Below are 19,518 nucleotides of genomic sequence, written 5' to 3'. Positions count from 1 at the left end.
GCGTTGCAGTCGGCTGTATAGCAAACGTTCGTGCATCTTTTTACGGAAGGTTGCTGCGCAGCTTCAACAAAATCTTGTGCAAAAAATCAAGCTCCTCCTGCGTGACGCCCTGACAGATCGTATGATGGATGTCCTCATAGATCGGAATGATGCTTTGGGCCAGCTCGCGGCCTGTCTCGGTCAAATGCACATGCAGCAAGCGGCGGTCCGACCGGTTCGTGGCCCGGCGGACGAAGCCTTTGCCTTCGAGATTGGCCACCATGCGCGCCACGTTTGTCTTGTCGCGCAGCATTTTTTCCGCAATTTCATTTTGGGACAGTCCGTCCTGCTCAAGCAGCAGCGCAAGGATCAAGGATTGGGCAGGGGCGAGGTTCAGCGGAGCCAGATTATTTTTGACAAAGGCGGAAACGAGCAGATCGGTTTGATGGATGGTGAGACCGATATAGTGCTGCAAATTCACGTTCATGCTGTTTCCCCTCCGCGGTTGGTTTCGGTAGATACGAATTGTATCGTTTATTGTAGACAGAAACGTTCGGACAGTCAATTCGGCTGCATGACCGGGCCGGACGAAATGATTTCGCAGGAAAAAGGTCATATCTTGAATGAACATGCACAGGAAAAAGCCAAAAAATGTCGAATCATAGTTCCCAGTAAACCTCGTAGCAAAGGAAGTCGCAAATGACGTACACCTTAGGAAATTCAGTCGAGAATCGTGACGACATGACACTGGAAGCCATGCTTGCCAACTCGGGCGAATGGAGCCTGCCGGACTTTTTGCAACTGGCATTGCAGCTGGCAGCCATCGTTGGTGACTTGCACCGCAGACGGATTGTCATCCGCAATCTGAAGCCGTCTGCGATCTTGATCAACCCGCAGTCCATGAACGTTCGCGTGATGCACGATGGTGATGCCATCGCCACAGAAAGCGCAATGCTTGCAACATTGCCGTATTTGTCGCCGGAAATGACGGGGCGATTGCAGCGACCGGTGGATCATCGTTCGGATTTGTATTCGCTTGGCGTCATCTATTATCAAATAATAACTGGTCGGTTTCCGTATGAAGCCGGGGATGCCATCGAGTGGACACATGCGCATTTGGCCAAGCGGCCCGAATCCGCAGTGACGTGGCGCCCTGCACTGCCGCCTGTGATCGCAGCGATATTGGAGAGGCTGCTCGCCAAAGACCCGGATGAGCGCTACCAGAGCGCAGAAGGGGTGCGCCATGATTTGGCACGCTGCCAATCCATGTGGCAGGAGAGCGGGCGGATCGAGCCGTTTGCCTTGGGACAGCAGGATGTGTCTCGTCTGTTCGCGATGCTGCCCCAGCTTTATGGGCGGGAGCGGGAGATCGCCCTGTTGCGCGAAGCGGTTTTGCGTGCCAGCCTCGGGGCGACCGAGCTGATGCTGATTGTCGGACCATCGGGGATCGGCAAGACCGCCTTGATCAGGCAGCTGCAGCGATCGCTCGCCAGCGAGAACGGGTACTTCATTTCAGGGAAATTCGAGCAGTTCAATCGGGATATACCGTATGCGCCCTTGATCGAGGCGTTTCGCGAGCTGATCCGGCAAATTTTGACGGAAAGCGAAGAACGCACAGCTTGGTGGAAGGAAAAAATCAAGCTGGCATTGGGGCAAAATGCGGCGGTGCTCGTCGAAGTGTTGCCGGAAATCACGCTGTTGGTCGGCGATGTCGGTCAGGTGGAGGAGCTGTCGCCTTCCGAAGCGCAGCGGCGGTTCCAGCTGTCGTTCCGCTATTTCATTCAGGTCGTGACGCGAAAAGAGCATCCGCTGACACTGTTTCTCGACGATGTGCAGTGGGCGGATGCCGCCACCCTGCAGTTGATCGATTCGCTTCTGACGGACCCGGGCAGCCAGTCCTTGTTTGTGATCGGGGCATGGCGCGAAAGCGATGTGGGCGACAATCATCCGCTCATGCTGAAAATGGAGGAGATTCGGACGGCAGGGGTGAATGTCGAGCTGCTTGAACTCGGGCCGCTGTCGCCCGTCGAGTTGAACCGGATGGTCGCCGAGACGCTCCGAATCGAGGAAAAGAGCGCGGTTCCGCTCAGCAGCCTCTTGTATGCCAAGACGGCTGGCAACCCGTTTTTTTTCCGGCAGCTGTTCGGATCTCTGCATGATGAAGGGCTGCTGTTTTTTCAGCCGGAGACGGGAAGCTGGGGCTGGGACGTGCGCGCGATTGAAAGCAAGCAAACGACAGCCGATTTGCTGGACTTCATGGTCGATAAAATCAAAAGGCTGCCGGAACGGACGCAAGCGATGCTTTCTCTCGCTGCATGTCTGGGGAGCCGCTTTCACCTTGGGCTGCTGTCTGCTGTCAAGCGAATTTCCAACGAAGAGCTGCAGCAGGAGCTTGACTGCGCGGTGCAGGAAGGGCTGATCATTTCGGATGATGGCAGCTCGTACAGCTTTTTGCATGACCGTATTCAGCAAGCCGCCTATTCATTGGTGGAGCCTCAGCGGAAGCAGCGCTTCCACTACAAGGTGGGGACCTATCTGGCCCTCCAGCGCAGAACGGGTACGTCTGATGTCGACATTTTTGAGCTTGTCAGTCACCTGAATGCCGGCGTTTCGCTGATCAGCGAGGAGCGGGAGCGGTTCGAGCTGATGGCACTGAATCTCGAAGCGGGACGAAAGGCGAAAGCGGCCTCGGCATTTGACACGGCAGCTGTTTATTGCCGAGCAGGTGCGGTGCTCATTCGGGAAACCGATTGGGCCGCGGATTTTGGCTTGTGCTTTGCGCTGCTGCTGGAACGGACGGAATGCGAGTATTTGTGCGGCGATTTTGAGCAGGCGGAGAAGCTGGCGGGGGAATTGAGCCGTCGGTCCCGCAATCGGCTGGAACGGGCAGCCGTTTGCAAAGTCATCGCCACGCAATACGTGAACCTGGGGAAATATGCGGAAGCGATTTCGCTCGGTGCCCGCTTGCTTGCGGAGTTTAACATCAACATTCCTGTGAAACCGAAGCAGCTCGATCTGTTCAAGGAATTGAGCCTGACCAAATGGCATCTGCGCCATCATATCGATCGGCTGACGGAATTGCCGGACATGCAGGATGCGGAGCAGAGAATGGTGATGGACCTGATTCTGACGCTCGCCGCACCGGCGTTTTTTTCGAATAAAGAGGTATATGTCATGCTGATGTCGCGTTCTGTGCGGCTAACGCTCAAACACGGCCTGTCGCCGATTTCCGCAGCTGCTTTTGCCGGCTATGGCCTGGCGCTCGGGCTTGGGATGGGCGATTATGAAACCGGATATAAATTGGGACGGGTCGCATTGGAGCTGGTAGACCGGTTCAACATCTTGTCGGTGAAGCCGAAAACGTATGTGATGTACGGCGCGGTCATTTCCCGCTGGCTCATGCATGCGGAAGAAGGCGAACGCTATTTGGAGCAAGGGCTCCTGTGCGGTTTGGAAGGCGGCGACTATGTTTTCGCCAGCTATGCCATGGGCGGGCACATCAATTCGTTCTATGTGCGCAAAAGCATCGTCGAGCTGGAACGCCGGATTGCCGCTTATATGGAAATATTGGCGGAAACAAAGGACCAATTCGTCATCGACAATTTTGTTTTGTACCAGCAATGGATTTATGCCCTGCAAGGTTTGACGGAGTCTCCGGTGTCTTTTGCCACGAAAGAGTTTGACGAGGACGCCTTCATGCGCCAGGTGCAGCACACGGAATTTTTCGCGACCACTTTGTTTCAATACTATACGTACAAAACACAGCTGCATTATTTGCAAGGGGAGTACGAGCAAGCACTTCAGTATGCCAAACAGGCAAAACCGTATATGGCATATGCGACACATCTGCCGCATCTGGCTGAATGCCTGTTTTACCATTCGCTTGCGATCGCGGGGAATATGGAGAAGTGGAACGGCTGGAAACGAAAGCGCATGACCGCCCGGTTGAAGGCAAACCTCCGCCGCTTCCATGACTGGGCCAAGCATTGCCCTGAAAATTATGAGCATAAAGTGCTGCTGCTGGAAGCTGAGCTGGCACGCCTCAACAAAAAGGATGGCATGGCCATGCAGATGTACGAGAAGGCCATCCGTCTGGCAGCGAGGGACAGGTATGTGCAAAATGTGGCCATCGCAAGCGAATTGGCGGCCCGCTTCTACAGGCAGCGGGAAATCGCGAGCAGCGCCGATTTTTACGCGGCGAAAGCGTACGAATATTACCGGAAGTGGGGAGCAACCGTGAAAGCGGAGAGGCTTTTGGCGGAATTCCCGCAAAGCGCGCAGGCGGAAGTGGCGGCTGCGGAGGAAAGCGCTCCTGTTGCGTTACTGTCGGCAGGCAAACCGGCTGCCGGCGCGAGCCCCCGTGAGCAGGCGCCTGTGGAGAAGGCGGCAGCGCTTGATTTGGCGACGATTTTGAAAGCCTCCCACTCGGTGGCAGAGGAACTCGATCTGGGGCAGCTTTTGAGCCGATTGATGAAGTTGATCATCGAGAACGCGGGGGCCCAGAAAGGGTGCGTGATCACGGAAAAAGCCGGGGCGTTTCAGGTCGAAGTGGAGATGGGAACCGACCGCGCCGCGAACGTGTCGGCCGAATCAAGCCCATGGGCGGCTGGCGAGACGGCGGCGGAGTCGGTCCTGCGCTACGTGTGGCGCACCGGCTCCGTCATGATTGCTGCGGATGCGGCGAGCGACGGGCTTTTTGCCAAAGATCCGTACGTCATCCGCGAGAAGCCGCGTTCGATTTTATGCGCGCCGATCATCATCTCGGGAGAATGGAGAGGCGTCCTGTATTTGGAAAACAACCTGACGACCGATGCGTTTTCTGAAGTGCGGCTGAAGGTGCTGCAAATGCTTGCGGCGCAAGTGATCTATGTGAAAAACTTGCTGCATTCGTTTGGGGAAACGACGATTTCCGTGCAAACGGAACCGCCGACAGACGATGACCGGCAAAACGACTTGCCGCAAGAGTCGATGCCGACCGGGCAGCCATCGGCACAACCGCTGACCGAACCGTTGACCGAGCGGGAGCTGGAAGTCCTCAACCTGATGGCAGCGGGATTGTCCAACAAGGAGATTGCCGACCAGCTGGTCATCGCCATCGGTACCGTGAAAACACACGTGAAAAATATTTTCGGCAAATTGAACGTGAACCGGCGGACGAAAGCGGTGGCTGAGGCGAAGCGGTATCATTTGCTCGGCAACGACTAAAGCGCTGGCACAGTGAATGAAAAAGAACCTGACCCCTTGTGAAAGGAGGCCAGGTTCTTTTTCGCTTTGGTGCGCGGCCGTCGTTACTGATGCAGGCTCACCATGTTGACGAACAGGCGGATCGCGCCGGGCACCAGTGCCGGGATTTCGCGATACCAGACGAGCGAGCTGTAGGTATACGTCCCTTTGCCATACTTCGCTGACAGGAACGTTCCGGTGAATTCATTTTCGCCCGGGTCGCCATTGGAGATCAGCTCGGTGTACTCTTTGCCCCACTGGGCAGGGTTGTAGGCGGAGCGGTCTTGAATCCAGTTGTTCCAGTCGGCTGCGGTGATTTTGTTCGGCGTGTTGAACAGCGGATGATCGGGGGCGAGCATCGTCACTTTCGAATTTTCATCCGTGACGCGCCATTGGATGAGCGGCTCGCCGATCTTGATCGGATACGGTGCAAGCTCCGGCTTCCATTTATCTTCCGGCTTGTGGTATTGGACGACCAGATTGCCGCCGTTTTCTACATATTTCAAAAGGCGGGCATTGCTTGGAATCAGTTCGGGGCGGAAGCCATAGGCACGGATGCCGAGCACGATCGTGTCGTATTGGCTCAGATCGCCCGACTCGATGTCTTTGGCGGTCAGATTGGTCACGTTGACGCCAAGCTGCTGCAAGTATTGATCGATGTTGTCAAAGCCGCTGGACACATAGCCGACCTTGAGCCCTTCCGGCACTTTGAGGTCGAACGCCTGGATCGCCAGCTGCGCCGGTTGCACGAAATAGGTGGTGCCGATATGCGGATAGCGAATAACCTGCGCGCCGTGACGGCTTTCTTTGCCATTGCTCGTCGCGACGGCCGTTACGGTGTATTTGTCAGGCTTGACAGCAGCAGATGCCTTGACCGTGAAGGCGACCGATTTGGTTTCCCCTTTGGCCGAGAAGGACAGCGGCGCTGCTTTCGGCTCAACGCTCCAGCCGTCCGGGACGTTCAGCGAGATGTTTGCCTGAGCTGGGCCCGGGTTGTAGTTTTTCACCGTGACTTTGACCGGCACCGGATCTTGCGGTTTCAGTGTGTTAAGCACGGTTGCGCTTGGGCTCAGTGCCAGCGAGAATGCCGGGAGGACGGCGACCGCATCAGACGGTGTGGCATGGACTTGTGTGGCCTGACCGGCAAAGCTGTATCCGATGTCAGCCGTGAGCGACGGTGCCGCATACGGTTCAAACAAGGCGGCATTGGCCGGAACCGTCACTTCATAGGTTGTTTTGACCGTCTGGTTGTAGCCGAGTTGCGCAAAGCTTGCGCTGGACAGCGCTTTTGCCTGCCATCCTTTCGGGACGTTCAGCTTGAGCGACACGTTGGCGATCGTTTCGTGGCCGCCGTTGTAGGCGCTGACGGTGACTTTGGTCGTTTGGCCCGCCACCAGCTCGCCGGTATCCGGCTTTACTTTGGCAACGAGTGAAAGCGCCTCTGCGCTCGCCTTGTTCAGCTGGTCAGCTTTGACATTCAGGCGATAGAGCAGGTCGGTTTTTGTTTCAGCCGACAGCTTGGCTGCCTTCACGTCGGCTGCCGTTTTTTGCACATCGGCGAGCATGTCGTGCACTTCTTTCGCGACATCGGCAAAGTGTGGATAGGCAGCGATCACTTCATCCGAGTCTTTTTGCAGCTTTTTCAGCTCGGCAGCGATTTCGCCGGAGCCGGGTTGACCGGACACTTCTTTGGCCAAATCGTCAAACGTGTAGGCAATGCCGTCGAAGAAATCGCTTTCCTTTTCTTTGGCCGGAACCGCGGATTGATCCAGCTTGTAATAGCTGTTGCCAGGCCCTTCGTCATACATGCGCCCCATCCCCTGGCTTTTGTGCATGAAGCGGGATTCCTCGCCCAGCTGCACATAGGAGGCGCCGTAAATTTCGTCATATGTACCGACTGGCACGCTCACGGTGTAATCTTTTTCGGTCGCAGGCAGATACAGCTTTTTCACCTGCCAAGGGGACAACCCTTCCTTCAACTGCTCGGGAAAGACTGTTGGATCGGCTGCATCTTTGAAAGCGCGCACCGTGATGACGTTGATGGCGCGGTGGTGGCCGTGGGTGGAAGGCTCATTCAAGAAAGCGGGAATGACCACATCGGGCCGCAGCGTGCGGATTTTGCGGATCAACCGCTCATAGGCCACTTGCTCGCCCCATTTTGCCAGCGTTTCGTCCGGGCTTTTGGAAAAACCGAAGTCGAAGATCGGGTCGTTGATTTTTTCGCTGAGGTTTTCCAGATGAACGTTCGTGATTTTGGATGCTTCCTGCAGCTCGCGCGTGCGGATGATCCCCAAGGCGTTGCCCAGTTCGCTGCCGATCTCGTTTTGTCCCCCTTCGCCTCGGTTGGCGATGATGCTGAACGTATTGACGCCTTTTCCCAATGACAGGTAAGCAAGCACCGCACTGTGCTCGTCATCCGGGTGAGCCCCGGTGTTCATGGCGCTGGCGATTGTGGTCAGCGGCTTGATGGCTTTCCACAGATCAACCACGCCGCGGTCTGCATAAGCGGTGCCAGGTGCGGCCGGCAAAAGCAGGCTTGAGACCAGCGCGGCCGCAGCCGTGAGTGTGTACAGCTTGGAAAATGTCCCCTTTTTCAACAAACGTTCCTCCATTCCCTCTTCAGATTGATGATTCTATCAATCATGGCGCGTCTGGCTGCTTTTCTCGCTGTGACCATGGATCGACCCGCGAAAGACAATGCAAAAGACAGGCATCAGACCGAACGTTGTTCGTTATGCTGCAACGACAAGGGTAGCGAAATCGGTTGGGACTTTGTTCGGGAAGTTAGTTAATTTTACTAACTAAGTTTTACCAAAATTATACTTCTATATTTCTGAATAGTCAATTTATTAACTGCACGTTACACACGCAAAAAAACACCAAGCGCATTCACCTGGTGTTTTTTCGCGTTCTATATATTGACAAAATAATAAAAATGGCGCTGATCCCGCGTCCAGCCGTTCGTTTCGTAAAATCGCTGCGCGCCTACGTTATTCACATCGGTTTGCAGCTTCACCCCTTTGGCGTTCGTCTCGACGGCCAATTGGACGGCGGCATCCAGGAGCAGCTTGCCCAGCCCTTTTCCCCTGCTTTCCGCCGTGACGAACAAATCGTTCAAAATCCACAGCCGCTTGATAAAGAGCGAGGAAAACGAAGGATAGAGCTGGGTGAACCCCAGGTAGCGGCCATCTTCCACGCCGATGAAAATGACCGATTCGTCGTTGGTGATACGTTCAAAAAGAAAGTTCCTCGCCGCTTCCACATCGGACGGCTGGTTGCCAAACATCCGGTATTGATCAAACAAGGGGGCGAGCCCGTCGAGGTCCGCCACTGTCGCCCTGCGAATGTCCATCTTTATCGCCTGCTTTCGCTAGATTTGTTGCGGTTGGTGCATGGGTTGAAACTGCCCGCGTGTCCGGCAGACAGCGGTAGCAGAGAGGGTGCCTGCCTCATACGTTAGAGTAAGAGCCGGGAAAAAGCTGTGAGAATCAGATACATTCGCTATCTTGGCCCGCTGTACCTGCTCAAGTGATTCCATTCATCCCGCTCTGATCTTTGCCATGTGGCAAAAGGAGAGGATGCCGCGTGTTCACGGTTCAATATATCCCGCTCAGCAAAATCAAGCCCGATCATTACCCGAGAATGACGGCGCAAATCCGAAAGCTGCGCAGCAAAATGCTCGATGGCATGAATCTGGTCGTCGTGCGCAAAAACCGCAAAGACGGCAGCTATGTGATCCTGCTCGGGAACGACCGTTACGAATATTTGCGCAAGCATACCAAAAAATTGGTCGCGCCCTGCCTGGTCGACGAGAGCAGAGGCAAGTCACAGGTTCGCGCGTGGTTCCACCAGTTTCGCAACAAGCGGCTGCTCAGCCATTTTCCGGGGATCAAGCCGGGGCATTTGACGCCCGCCGCGTTATCGATTGCACGCACGTTTTTGAAGGAGGAGCCGCGCTTCAAGCAGCTGTCGCGCCGCCAGCAAGTTCAGGTGCTGTCCCAGGCTGTGCGCTACAAGCGGACGGTGATCACGGCGATGAAGGCAAAGGTGGGGCAGTTGATTTCAAAATAACAGAAACACGGTGGCGATCCGGATCTGGTTACGCTGCCCTCAAAAAATGAGCCGAAATCCGTTCCATCCGGATTTCGGCTAGTCATGTTTGCCTTTGGCCGCCAGACGCACGGTGAAGCCGTCGATCAATACGCCCATGCCGTAGCGAAATTCGCTCTCCCAATCGGGATCGGTCGTATAGGCCGCCAGGCGAGTCATGGTCGGGAAATGCTCGGCGGGCAGCTGCGTGTAGGCGGTATGGTACGTTTCGGTGAGTTCAGCAGAGCTGACCGCTTTCGCCTTCGCGCGTGCAGCCATCCGGGCTTCCTCCGTGACGAATCCGAATACGTAGTTTTTCAGCATGGAGGACGCCCATGGAATGTGTTGATCATCAAAACCGGCTAAACGCTAGAACGATGGGAATATGCCACCGAAACCGGCCTTGGCGATTACGTGCGAACAACCAACGGCCAAAAAGGCGGCGGCTACCTGGACCACGCCCTAACCACCTGGGGCCGCAACGGCTGGGAACTTGTCTCGGTCGTTCCGCAAGACGGACAACTGGTCGGCTTTTTCAAACGAAAGGCCGGAGCATAGTGAAAAACAAAAGGTTACTCGCTACAAAAATCGCAACGAGTAACCTGATTTTCTTCTGTATTCTTTTTGTTCTTTTCTTTTCTTTTTTCTATCATTCACCCACTAAGCAGAGGGAGTGCCTCAGCAGCCAAGGGATTTTTGGAAAAAAGCGGAGCGGCGCCTTTACGATGCCCGCCAGGCGGAGCGCAAAAATGGAAACGTCTTTCGCGCCTCATATCATCCTTGAGATACACCCGCCGCGCAGCGTGTGGCATTGGGGCGCGGTTTCCATTTTTGCGCGGAGCCGGTCACCCCTGCCCCCAGCAGGCAGCGTAAGAGTGCTGCGGAGCTTTTTTCCGAAAATCCCGGACCCTCCACCAAACAGCTCACTCCATCAGCTTACCCCCGCCGCGCAGCGTGTGGCATTGGGGCGCGGTTTCCATTTTTGTGCGGAGCCGGTCACCCCTGCCCCCAGCAGGCAGCGTAACAGCGACGCGGAGCTTTTTTCCGAAAATCCCGGAACCTCCACCAACGCTCTTTATCAGCCCCGCCTCCAAGCCACCAAGCTACCGACTATCAAAGCCCCCATCGCCACAGCAAAAATCTCGATAGCCGATGTAAGGCCAATCCACTGCGCCGCAAAACCCAGACCAAGAATCGGGATGCTCACGCCCAAATACGTCACCACAAAAAACGACGAAACAACGTCGCCGCGAGCAGAATCAGGCGCAACCTGGTTAACCTGCGCCAAAGCACCCGCATAAGTCGGCCCATGCCCCAGCCCGATAAAGACGGTGGTGAGCAAGAGGAAGAGGAGCGATTTGGTCACCAGCGTGACGACCATCGCGATCAGGCCGAGCGCCAAAAACAGATAGCCGATTCCGATCAAGGCCGGAATGCGCCGTTTTTTCAGCATGATCTGATGCAAGGTTGACAGGCCGAGCACGAGCGCGATCACCGTGCCGGACAGGCTCAGGTTGGATTTGCCTACCAATGTGCCCAAATACGACGGAATGATCGACAGCATCAGGCTCATGATCGACCAGGCGATAAACGATGTGACCGCCGCGAGCGCAAAGGGGCGGCGGATGGCTGCCGGCACCGTGGGCGCATGCAAGCGGGCAGCGGTGGACACGGTGCGTTTTTGCTCCCGGATCGCCAGTAAGCCGAGTACAGCCGGGATGGCGACGATCACGTGTATGAAATAGGAAAGCTGCATCGGATAAGGACCGTACTCCCCGAGAAAGCCGGAGATGACCGGACCGATCGCATTGCCGAGCGTCACGGCAAGCGCTGCGACGAAGGCGGATTTCGTCCGGCTATGTTTTTCATCGTATTCGGTCATGGCTGCAACCGCCACGCCATTGAGCATGCCGACGGAGACGCCTTGCAGCATGCGGGAAAACAGCAGCATGGAAAGCCCGTCCGACAAGGCAAACAGGATGGAGCCGACCAAAGAAAACAAAACGCCGGGAATCAACAGCTTCTTGCGCCCGATCCGGTCAGACAGCTGGCCGGAAATAATGATCGTCGGAATGACGACAAGGGCATAGGCTGCAAAGATGAGCGTGATCATCCCGGCGGACAAATTCCATTGCGCACGATAGAGGGCGTAAAGCGGTGCAGGGATGTTCGTCCCAAGCAGGGTGATGAACAATCCGTACGCCACAAGCCAAAACGGGAGCGTCTTGCTCTGGGCCACGCGGTGGCGCACCGCCCTGACGGAGATGACGTCCATCAGCTCCTCGAGCTGGCTCATTACCTGATCGACTGCCCGTTCATCCAGCGATGTGGAAATCTTGATGCGGGAAACCCCCTGGTGTTTATACGTGCCGACCGTCAATTTGTCGATGTTGTAGCCACGGCGGCCAAAAAAGTCGGAGACGCGGGCCAAAACGCCTGGCTGATCGTTCACCAACACCGATAACGTGTGTGAAGTAAGTGCTGCCACGAATCTGTATGCTCCCTTCAATGTTGAATCGAATCTATGATAACATTCAAGGTGGCATACCAATACTATCTGTATTGTTTGTTTCCCATACCTTTTGGGTATGTCAATCAGGAGGTTATCTGTGATGGACATTCGGCAGCTGCGCTATTTTTTGGCGATTGCAAAAGAGGGACAAATTACACGCGCCGCCAAAGCGCTGAATATGGAGCAACCGCCGTTGAGCCGGCAGCTGAAGCTGATGGAAGAAGAGCTTGGCGTCGCTTTGTTTGAACGCAATGGAAAGCAGATGAGGCTTACGGAAGCGGGAGCTATTTTGCAGCAAAAAGCGCAAAGCATCCTGCATCAACTGGATGAGACGATGACGGAGATTCGCGAGGTGGATCAGGGGATACGGGGGGCGCTTTCGATCGGATCGGTGTTTTCCTGCGTGTCGCTTCTGCCCGATAAGATCAAGGCGTTCCGCGAACGTTATCCCGGCGTCACCTTCAAAATTTTGGAGGGCGACCATTTTACATTGGGCGAATATTTGCAGACGCGCAACATCGAGCTTGTCGTAACGCGGCTGCCTTTTGAATCCGCCTACCCGATGGAGCAGTACGAGCTGATCCACCTGCCGTCCGACCCGTTTGTTGTCGTGCTCCCGTGCGAGTGGGAGCTGGGCGGGGAGCAGAACGCGATCTCCATGCGCCAGATCAAGGACGTGCCGCTCATGGCGCTCAAAAGCGACAGGACGGTCGGGCTCAATGAAAAGGTCGTGAACGAGTGTCGGCGGTTCGGCTTTGAGCCTGCGATCATCTGCGAGTGCTCCAGCGTGGCGATCATTCTCGCGCTCGTGGTGGCGGGAATCGGCGCGACGATCATGCCCAGGTCTGTCATGGACTCGTTTCCGCTCGCCCAGATCAAGCTGCTGGAGATTGCCGATACGTCCTTTCAGTCCGAGGTCGGCATCGCCTGGCTGCGGAACCGCCACCTTTCCAAAAGCGCGCGTGCGTTCATCGAGACGTTTTCTGCGGAGCGGTGAACGCATCGACACAGCTTTTGCAAATGCACGCTTTGCGGCGCTGTTCAGGGGCGATTTGCTCGAAGATTTCTTTGGGAAACCCGGTGTGATAGCACCAGCATTCGGACGCATTTGCGAGTGCGCCGCAGCTGTTGTCATTGCCGCAAAGCGGGCAGCGGCTGGCGTCGACGGATCGCGCGTTTCGCCAGGCAGCCGAACCGCTGGGGCTTACGATCGTCGAGGCGCGCCGTTCGGGCGGCGGCGAAGATTTCGCTGCTACCAGGAGCTGGTGCCGGGCAGCTTCATCTGGATGGGAACGAGTGGCACGGAAGAGTGGCACCACCCCAGATTCACCGTAAATGAAGAGGCATTGGTGCCAAGCGCAGCCTTGTTTGCGTTGACGGCGATCGTGGCCGCCGAGCAACTGCAAGCCTGGCTTCGATCAAGACAAGTGGGTCAGTGAGACCAGGGCTAACGAAAGCGACGCTGCGGACATCCTTGCGCTGTTTCAGGCACTGCTCGTGTACAATAGCAGTCTGTTTTCGCGGTAAAAAGATGAGGAATGGGAGAAGGAGGGAATCAATTTTAAAGGAGAGCCGCTCACGCTCGCGGGTGCCGTCCAAGCGTTCATCAAGCATGCGCACCATCATGTCGGCCAAACCGAGCGAATGAAAGAAGCGCACGCGGCGGCCGGGTGTGTACGGACGCGTGCTGAAGCGAATTTCCGCCAGGGCATCTACAATACGATTGACCAGTGGCTGTTCCAGCGCGGTTTTCGGCAGATCGTTTTGCGCAGAAAAGAGATCGTCGCGTTTCTTCGTCAAGTGCCGCGCGAGAAGCCGGGCAAAGCGCAGTCTGGCCGGATCAAGCTGGGGAAAGACGTGCTGATCCCCGCGCTGATCGCGCATTCCGGATAAACGATTTGTTTTCCAACCTTCCGTCTATGCGGGAGGTTTTTTGCATCCATCACGTGTCGCTGGAAACGCTTGTTGTCACAGGGAAGTGTAGCAGTACGATTCATCGCCAGCCAGGGATGGAGCAAGGGCTGCCTATCAGAGCAGCCCTTGCTCCATTAGCTCGTTTTACCAAAATTTAAACTTCCCCGAACAATCCGTTAACGTTGTTATTGTATGATTGACAACGTGATGCACCGCTTGGAGCAGGTGTGATGACGACCTTTCATTATCAAAAAATTCCACAGATTCCGGAGGAGAGTTCAAGAATGAGCAATAAATCGATCCGCACGAAAAAGCTACTTATTCCGATTGTGAGCATGGCCCTGCTTGTGCCTTCTGTTTCTCCAGCACTGGCAGAGTCTGGCAATGCCAAAATCAAATCCGTCGAATTCATCGGCATGGAGGCGCCGAAAACAGCCAAGGACATGGCCAAAATTTATACGACTGCTTCTGCAAAAGTAACCTATGCGGATGGGACGACGAAAAAGTTCCCGCTTTCCTACAAAACATTGTTCAAATCGACCGATACGATCAATGGCACGCAAGCTGGCGTCGCCATCGATGTAAACGGCAAGCCGATCATGGATAACAGCGTTCCTGGCCAGCCAGTGCCATACGTTTCCGATTCTCCCGACTCCAACAGCTTGATGAAAATCGACGGGCAAGCTCCGACTGGAAAAGGTGGAAATCCGCTCACACTGGTCACTCATTATGAATACATCACGGCTGACAACGCCGGTAAATCAGCCTATGGCATTATTCCTGCGTCCGTTAGCGTGACGACGATCAACCAGGATAAAAAGACGGGCAAATTGACGGCCACCGATTTGAAGAAAGTTGATTTCTCCAGCGTGGACGGGCTGTGGATTCCTTGCAATGGATCGCTCACCCCATGGAATACCCATTTGAGCAGTGAAGAATATGATGCCGATGCGCGCGAATACGAAGCAGACCCAAGCAAAACCTTTGTCGGCTCCTTTACCAAAAACTATTTCCAGGATGAAAACAAGCAAGGAAATCCGTACGCTTACGGCTACATTCCTGAAATTACGGTTAACAAGGATGGCAGCTCCTCCGTCGTCAAGCATTACAGCATGGGACGCTTTTCACATGAATTAGGAAAGGTTGCTCCTGACCGCAAGACGGTGTTCTTCGGCGATGATGGATCAAACACGATGCTGTTCATGTATGTGGCGGATAAAGCAGGCAAATTGTCCAGCGGCACGTTGTATGCGGCGAAATGGATGCAAACCGATGACAAAGATGGCGGTTCTGCGAATCTCAAGTGGATCGAACTCGGCCATGCGACAGATGAGGAAGTAAAGCAATACATCGATAAAGGCATCAAGTTCAGCGACATCTTTGAAGTATCCGACAAGGATGCAGAAGGCTTCACCAAAATCAAGACCTATCCATCGGGCAAAATCGAATGGCTGAAGGTCAAGCCGGGCATGAAAAAAGCGGCAGCCTTCCTCGAATCCCGCCGCTACGGAGCGATCCTCGGCGCTACCTCCGAATTCAACAAAATGGAAGGTGTTACAATTAACAACAAAGACAAAAAAGTCTATGTGGCGATCTCCTATTTGGAAAAAGGCATGGAGAAGGACAGCAAAGGAGAAGATCCACAGGACGACATCCGCCTGCAAAAAATTAAAGCAGGCGCCACCTATGAGTTGGCTATGAAAGGCAAACAGAAGGACAGCAATGGGCGCTCGATTAAAAGCGATTATGTAGCCGCTACGATGAAAGCGTTGGTTGTCGGAGAAGACTTGCCGAAAGCCGATGAGTTCGGGAATACGGCTGTCGTGGACAAAGTAGCGAATCCGGACAACCTTTCCTACTCCGAGGATATGCGTACCTTGTTTATCGGGGAAGACAGCGGCATGCACGCCAACAACTTCGTCTGGGCGTACAACGTGGATACCAAAAAATTGTCCCGCGTTTTGTCGGTTCCGTCTGGTGCGGAAGCGACCGGCTTGCAAGTCGTGGATAACGTAAATGGATTCACGTATGTGATGAGTAACCTGCAGCATCCCGGCGATGAAATGATCCTTCCCGATCCGTTGAAAGCCGAGGTTGAAAAATACATTAACGAAAACTTTGATAAAAAGCGTTCCGGCATGATCGGGTACATCAGCGGCATTCCGGGGATGGAAAACGGCAATGGGAAATAAGGCGAACGAAGCATGATGAAAAGAAAGCTCAAGCCTGCGAGGGCGAGAGCTTTCTTTTTTTCCAATCGGGCTTGTGGTGAACAGGTAACGCATCCCAAATTGATGGGGGAGTTTTATGGAACACTTGTAAAAGCAGCGACGTTCCTTTATGATTCAAAAATGAAAGGGTGTTCATTTATGGTGCAAGTGTTGAAAGAACAGCTGCGCCGTTCGATTCTGAGCGCAGCCGAGGAAGAGTTCATGCAGCACGGATATGCGCACTCTTCCGTGAAGCGGATCGCACAGAAGGTAGGCATATCGGTGGGAAACCTGTACCGCTACTACGACGGGAAGGAAGCGCTTTTCGATGCCGTGGTGGAACCGGCGTTCCATGAGCTGGAACGGTTGATGCGCAACCCCGAACCCAGAGTGCAGCAATCGGAGCCGATGCTTGAGCAGATCGTGTTTGCGCTGACGGATTTGAGCGAGGCGTGCCGCAGGCCGCTTTTGATCTTGATCGATGGCAGCAAAGGAACGCCGCGCGAGGAAGCGGTGCATGCCCTGTACGAGCAGATGACCGGCAACGTCATCTCCCATATGCGGGCGTACAATGCCAAAGCAGGGCGGGACGTGTTCGCGGAACAGGCTGCCTGGCCCGTTGCCGTTGCGTTTTTGCAAGGATATTTTGAAATCATCCGGCGTCATGCACAGCGTGAGGAGCGCGAAGCGATGGTTCGCCAGTATGTAGCATTCTGGTATGAGGGGCTGCGGGCTTTTTTGTAAAGCCTGAATAATGAATAAAAGTTCACTTTTGGAGGGTGAAATGAAACGGATCGTTCGGCAATTCACTACGGCAGACGGATTCAAAATGGAATATTCCATCGTCGGGCAAGGGGAGCCCATCCTGGTGATGCACGGGGGCCATTCGAATTGTCACGAGGAGTTTGGCTACCAGGAGCTTGTCAGCAATGGGTACTCGATCATCACGCCGTCCAGGCCGGGGTATGGCAAAACGGCAAAAGAGCTTGGGATCACGGTCGAGACAGCTTGCGCGGCATACGCACAGCTGCTGGATGATCTGCAGATTGCACAGGTGCATCTTCTCGCCATATCTGCGGGCGGACCGAGCGGCATCCATTTTGCCTCCCGTTTTCCGCAGCGGGTCAAAAGCCTTGCGCTGCAATCGGCGGTCGCTGGACAGTGGCTGACGCCTGCCGACAAAGCGTACAAGGCGGCACGGCTTTTGTTTCAGCCGCGCACCGAAGCATGCGTCTGGGGGATGATGCGTCTGGTGAACAAGCTGAGTCCCCGCTTCCTGCTCAAAAGCATGTTCCCGTCCTTCAGCACGCGTCCGGCTGGGGAGCAGATGAAGCTTTTTAACGAAAATGATCTGGAGCGGTTCCGGCGGATGGTGAACCGGCAGCGGTCGGGACACGGTTTTTTGCTTGATTTGGCGCAGTCCGGTGGCGACCTCACGTCTGTTTTGGCGGCAGTCCGCTGCCCGACCCTGATCATGCACAGCGTCCATGATGCAAGCGTGCCTGTGGAACATGCCCGCCATGCGCATCGGCATATTCCGGGTGCACAGCTGTGCGAACTGGATTCGTGGGGGCATTTGATTTGGCTGGGGAAGGGAGCGGCAGATGTATCGCAGAAACTGCTGGCTTTTTTGGATGCTGCTGGCGGTGAATGAATGGTCGGGCAAGCTGCTAGGACAGCTTGTAGAAAAAAATCAGGCCGACAAAAAAGTTCGGAAGCCCCATCAAGGCAAAAAAATGCGCGTGCCCCCACCATTGGCGCAAATAGCGGCTGGACAAAAAACCGCCCACTCCGAGGCAAAGCGCGCCGAAATAGCCGGAGCCGTACGCAGCGATCGCCCAGTTTTTTGTTACAAGCGACAAAAGGGTGCAAATCAGGGCGATGAGACAGCCGACCCCAAGGGAGCGTTTCAATTTGCGCCGCGATTGTTGATCGAACAAAAACGGGACGATCAAAAAGCAGCTGGCGAGAGTCAAAAAGACGATGCCGAACGTGAGCATGGCGACACTCCTTTTGGAACGTGTGATTGCTACAAATTTACGAAAATTTCCATAAGAAGTTTCATTTTCCACGTGAGCTGACCAAAAGAAAAAAGCGGCATCGAGCCGCCTGTTTTCCCTACTTATTAGCCGCGAGCCGCCCAAGCCTCCACTTCCACCTTCAACGCAGGCTGAGCCAATCCGGCAACATAGCCGAGCGTCGTCGACGGCGGATTGCCGCCATGAAAGTCGTGCCAAATCGCCTGAAAACGCTCGCGATCCATTTTTTCGGTAAACCAGATGTTGATTTTCAAAACCGCTTCCGGCGTCACGCCCTCGCTTTGCAAAATCCGCTTCACATTGGCAAGGGCATTTTGAAACTGTTCTTCCACCGACTCCGGGATATGTCCGTGGGCATCTGCGCCGACCTGCCCGGACAAGACGAGCAGCTCCGCATCCCGCGGCATGATGGAAATGTGCGAGTAGGCGCCGACTGGAGGCGCTACCGTCTCTGGGTTTTTCCGAATTACGTTCATAATTACTGCCTCCTTTCACAATGGCAGAAGTATAGCATTTTTTGGAAAGTTGGTGCAATTGGACGCTGCAGTTTCACCCCCGCAAGATCACCTCTCCTACTCCCCAAAACGATTCAACACCGAATAAAACCCTTGCAAAAACCGGTAAAACAGCTGTGCCGTCGGCGGCAGCTGGCGATTCGTCGGCGTGATCACCCCAACCGAACGGCTGATGGCAGGCTCGCTGAGCGCATGCTTGACGGTCGTGCACGGCATGCTGTCAAACAGCGTTGACTCAGGCAGCAGCGTCACGCCGAGTCCAGCGGCCACAAACCCTTTGATCGCATCGATATCTTCCCCTTCGAACGAGACGCGCGGCTCAAAGCTCAACTCCCGGCACGCGTTCACCACGAAATCGCGCAGGACGTATCCGCGCGGAAACAGCACAAACGAATCATCGCGCAGCTGGCTTAGACGCAGCGAGTCCGTGCGGGCGAGCGGATGATCGGAGGGGAGCAGGGCGACGATTCGCTCCTGAAAAAGAATCTCGCCTTTCACCTGCTTCTCCTGCGTCGGAACAGGCCCCAAAAGCGCCAGATCGATCTCGCCCTTTGTCACGGCATCGACCAAAGAGCGATATGCGCCCTGCTGCAAAACGAACGTAGCATGCGGATGCCTGGCGCGAAACGCCGAGATGACGGAAGGGAGCGTATGCGCCGCCAAGCTGCTGGGAAACCCGATGCGGATGACACCGCGCTCCGGATCGAGAAACTCCTCGACTTCTTTGCGCGCCTCTTCGATCACTTGCATGGCCTGCTCCATTCGGCCCAGGAACGTTTTGCCGATCGGGGTGAGCTTCAGGTTGCGGCCATCGCGAAAAAACAGATCGATCCCAAGCTCGGTTTCCAGATTAAAAATCTGGCGGCTGATCGCGGATTGAGCGACATGCAGGGCATGTGCGGCTTCCGTCATATGCTCCCGCTTGGCGACCTCGATAAAATATTGGATCTGCCGGAGTTCGATCGCAAACCACCCCCTCTTCAATCGATCGCAATATGCGATAAATATTATCTAATAGTTATATTGTTTCGATTATT

16 protein-coding genes and 1 pseudogene are annotated in these 19,518 nt (G+C 55.0%); 8 read left to right on the top strand and 9 right to left on the bottom strand.

Features of this window, described 5'->3' with window-relative positions; translation table 11 throughout:
- Nucleotides 1–40: 40 nt before the first annotated feature.
- Nucleotides 41–466: a MarR family winged helix-turn-helix transcriptional regulator gene (locus tag ACTID9_RS22305; RefSeq protein ID WP_441067059.1), complete on the bottom strand. Its 426-nt coding sequence runs from the start codon at nucleotides 464–466 to the stop codon at nucleotides 41–43.
- 212 nt (nucleotides 467–678) lie between these two features.
- Here ACTID9_RS22305 and ACTID9_RS22300 point away from each other — a divergent pair, with 212 nt between their 5' ends.
- Nucleotides 679–5,184, top strand: a complete 4,506-nt coding sequence (locus ACTID9_RS22300; protein ID WP_441067058.1) for a helix-turn-helix transcriptional regulator — start codon at nucleotides 679–681, stop codon at nucleotides 5,182–5,184.
- A gap of 83 nt (nucleotides 5,185–5,267) precedes the next feature.
- Here the strand turns inward: ACTID9_RS22300 and ACTID9_RS22295 are convergent, their stop codons facing one another.
- Both ACTID9_RS22295 and ACTID9_RS22290 read right to left on the bottom strand, forming a co-directional pair.
- Complete coding sequence (locus tag ACTID9_RS22295) at nucleotides 5,268–7,814, bottom strand: NEW3 domain-containing protein (RefSeq protein ID WP_441067057.1); 2,547 nt, start codon at nucleotides 7,812–7,814, stop codon at nucleotides 5,268–5,270.
- Nucleotides 7,815–8,113: 299 nt separating this feature from the next.
- The gene (locus tag ACTID9_RS22290; protein ID WP_441067056.1) at nucleotides 8,114–8,554 is read right to left on the bottom strand and encodes an N-acetyltransferase family protein; all 441 of its coding nucleotides are present in this window, start codon (nucleotides 8,552–8,554) and stop codon (nucleotides 8,114–8,116) included.
- Between the two features lie 233 nt (nucleotides 8,555–8,787).
- Between ACTID9_RS22290 and ACTID9_RS22285 the strand changes: the two genes are divergently transcribed.
- Nucleotides 8,788–9,273 carry a hypothetical protein gene (locus ACTID9_RS22285; protein WP_441067055.1) on the top strand — a complete coding sequence of 162 codons (486 nt, stop codon included), beginning with the start codon at nucleotides 8,788–8,790 and terminating at the stop codon, nucleotides 9,271–9,273.
- 78 nt (nucleotides 9,274–9,351) lie between these two features.
- Here the strand turns inward: ACTID9_RS22285 and ACTID9_RS22280 are convergent.
- A pseudogene (locus tag ACTID9_RS22280) lies at nucleotides 9,352–9,642 on the bottom strand (TetR/AcrR family transcriptional regulator C-terminal domain-containing protein); the annotation flags it as partial.
- A 63-nt stretch (nucleotides 9,643–9,705) separates the two neighbouring features.
- Between ACTID9_RS22280 and ACTID9_RS22275 the strand changes: the two are divergent.
- A complete protein-coding gene (locus ACTID9_RS22275) occupies nucleotides 9,706–9,849 on the top strand; it encodes a hypothetical protein (RefSeq protein ID WP_441067054.1) in 144 nt (47 codons plus the stop codon).
- A 520-nt stretch (nucleotides 9,850–10,369) separates the two neighbouring features.
- On the opposite strand, the gene ilvN is transcribed toward ACTID9_RS22275, so the two are convergent.
- Complete coding sequence (ilvN, locus tag ACTID9_RS22270; protein WP_441067053.1) at nucleotides 10,370–11,779, bottom strand: acetolactate synthase small subunit; 1,410 nt, start codon at nucleotides 11,777–11,779, stop codon at nucleotides 10,370–10,372.
- Between the two features lie 124 nt (nucleotides 11,780–11,903).
- Here ilvN and ACTID9_RS22265 point away from each other — a divergent pair, with 124 nt between their 5' ends.
- Nucleotides 11,904–12,800 (top strand): LysR family transcriptional regulator, encoded by an 897-nt coding sequence (locus ACTID9_RS22265; protein WP_441067052.1) that lies wholly within the window; start codon nucleotides 11,904–11,906, stop codon nucleotides 12,798–12,800.
- On the opposite strand, the gene ACTID9_RS22260 is transcribed toward ACTID9_RS22265, so the two are convergent.
- Nucleotides 12,772–13,119 (bottom strand): cysteine-rich CWC family protein, encoded by a 348-nt coding sequence (locus ACTID9_RS22260; protein ID WP_441072699.1) that lies wholly within the window; start codon nucleotides 13,117–13,119, stop codon nucleotides 12,772–12,774. The two genes, ACTID9_RS22265 and ACTID9_RS22260, sit on opposite strands and share 29 nt — an antisense overlap.
- A gap of 328 nt (nucleotides 13,120–13,447) precedes the next feature.
- On the opposite strand from ACTID9_RS22260, the gene ACTID9_RS22255 reads away from it, so the two are divergent.
- The 4 genes from ACTID9_RS22255 (at nucleotide 13,448) to ACTID9_RS22240 (ending at nucleotide 17,581) form a co-directional block, all read left to right on the top strand.
- Nucleotides 13,448–13,696: a hypothetical protein gene (locus ACTID9_RS22255; protein ID WP_441067051.1), complete on the top strand. Its 249-nt coding sequence runs from the start codon at nucleotides 13,448–13,450 to the stop codon at nucleotides 13,694–13,696.
- Nucleotides 13,697–14,001: 305 nt separating this feature from the next.
- Entirely contained in the window at nucleotides 14,002–15,909 is a 1,908-nt protein-coding gene (locus ACTID9_RS22250) for a PhoX family protein (RefSeq protein ID WP_441067050.1), read from the top strand.
- 177 nt (nucleotides 15,910–16,086) lie between these two features.
- On the top strand, nucleotides 16,087–16,671 hold the full coding sequence (locus ACTID9_RS22245; protein ID WP_441067049.1) for a TetR/AcrR family transcriptional regulator: 585 nt from the start codon (nucleotides 16,087–16,089) through the stop codon (nucleotides 16,669–16,671).
- Between the two features lie 40 nt (nucleotides 16,672–16,711).
- Entirely contained in the window at nucleotides 16,712–17,581 is an 870-nt protein-coding gene (locus ACTID9_RS22240) for an alpha/beta fold hydrolase (protein ID WP_441067048.1), read from the top strand.
- A gap of 16 nt (nucleotides 17,582–17,597) precedes the next feature.
- On the opposite strand, the gene ACTID9_RS22235 is transcribed toward ACTID9_RS22240, so the two are convergent.
- From ACTID9_RS22235 to ACTID9_RS22225, 3 genes are all read right to left on the bottom strand, one after another.
- Nucleotides 17,598–17,927: a hypothetical protein gene (locus ACTID9_RS22235; RefSeq protein ID WP_441067047.1), complete on the bottom strand. Its 330-nt coding sequence runs from the start codon at nucleotides 17,925–17,927 to the stop codon at nucleotides 17,598–17,600.
- A gap of 125 nt (nucleotides 17,928–18,052) precedes the next feature.
- Complete coding sequence (locus tag ACTID9_RS22230) at nucleotides 18,053–18,442, bottom strand: RidA family protein (protein ID WP_441067046.1); 390 nt, start codon at nucleotides 18,440–18,442, stop codon at nucleotides 18,053–18,055.
- A gap of 96 nt (nucleotides 18,443–18,538) precedes the next feature.
- On the bottom strand, nucleotides 18,539–19,444 hold the full coding sequence (locus ACTID9_RS22225) for a LysR family transcriptional regulator (RefSeq protein ID WP_441072697.1): 906 nt from the start codon (nucleotides 19,442–19,444) through the stop codon (nucleotides 18,539–18,541).
- Nucleotides 19,445–19,518: the final 74 nt, after the last annotated feature.

It is taken from the genome of Brevibacillus fluminis, from assembly GCF_052072235.1.
Classification (GTDB): domain Bacteria; phylum Bacillota; class Bacilli; order Brevibacillales; family Brevibacillaceae; genus Brevibacillus_D; species Brevibacillus_D fluminis_A.
This window is presented reverse-complemented; position numbering and strand designations above follow the sequence as displayed.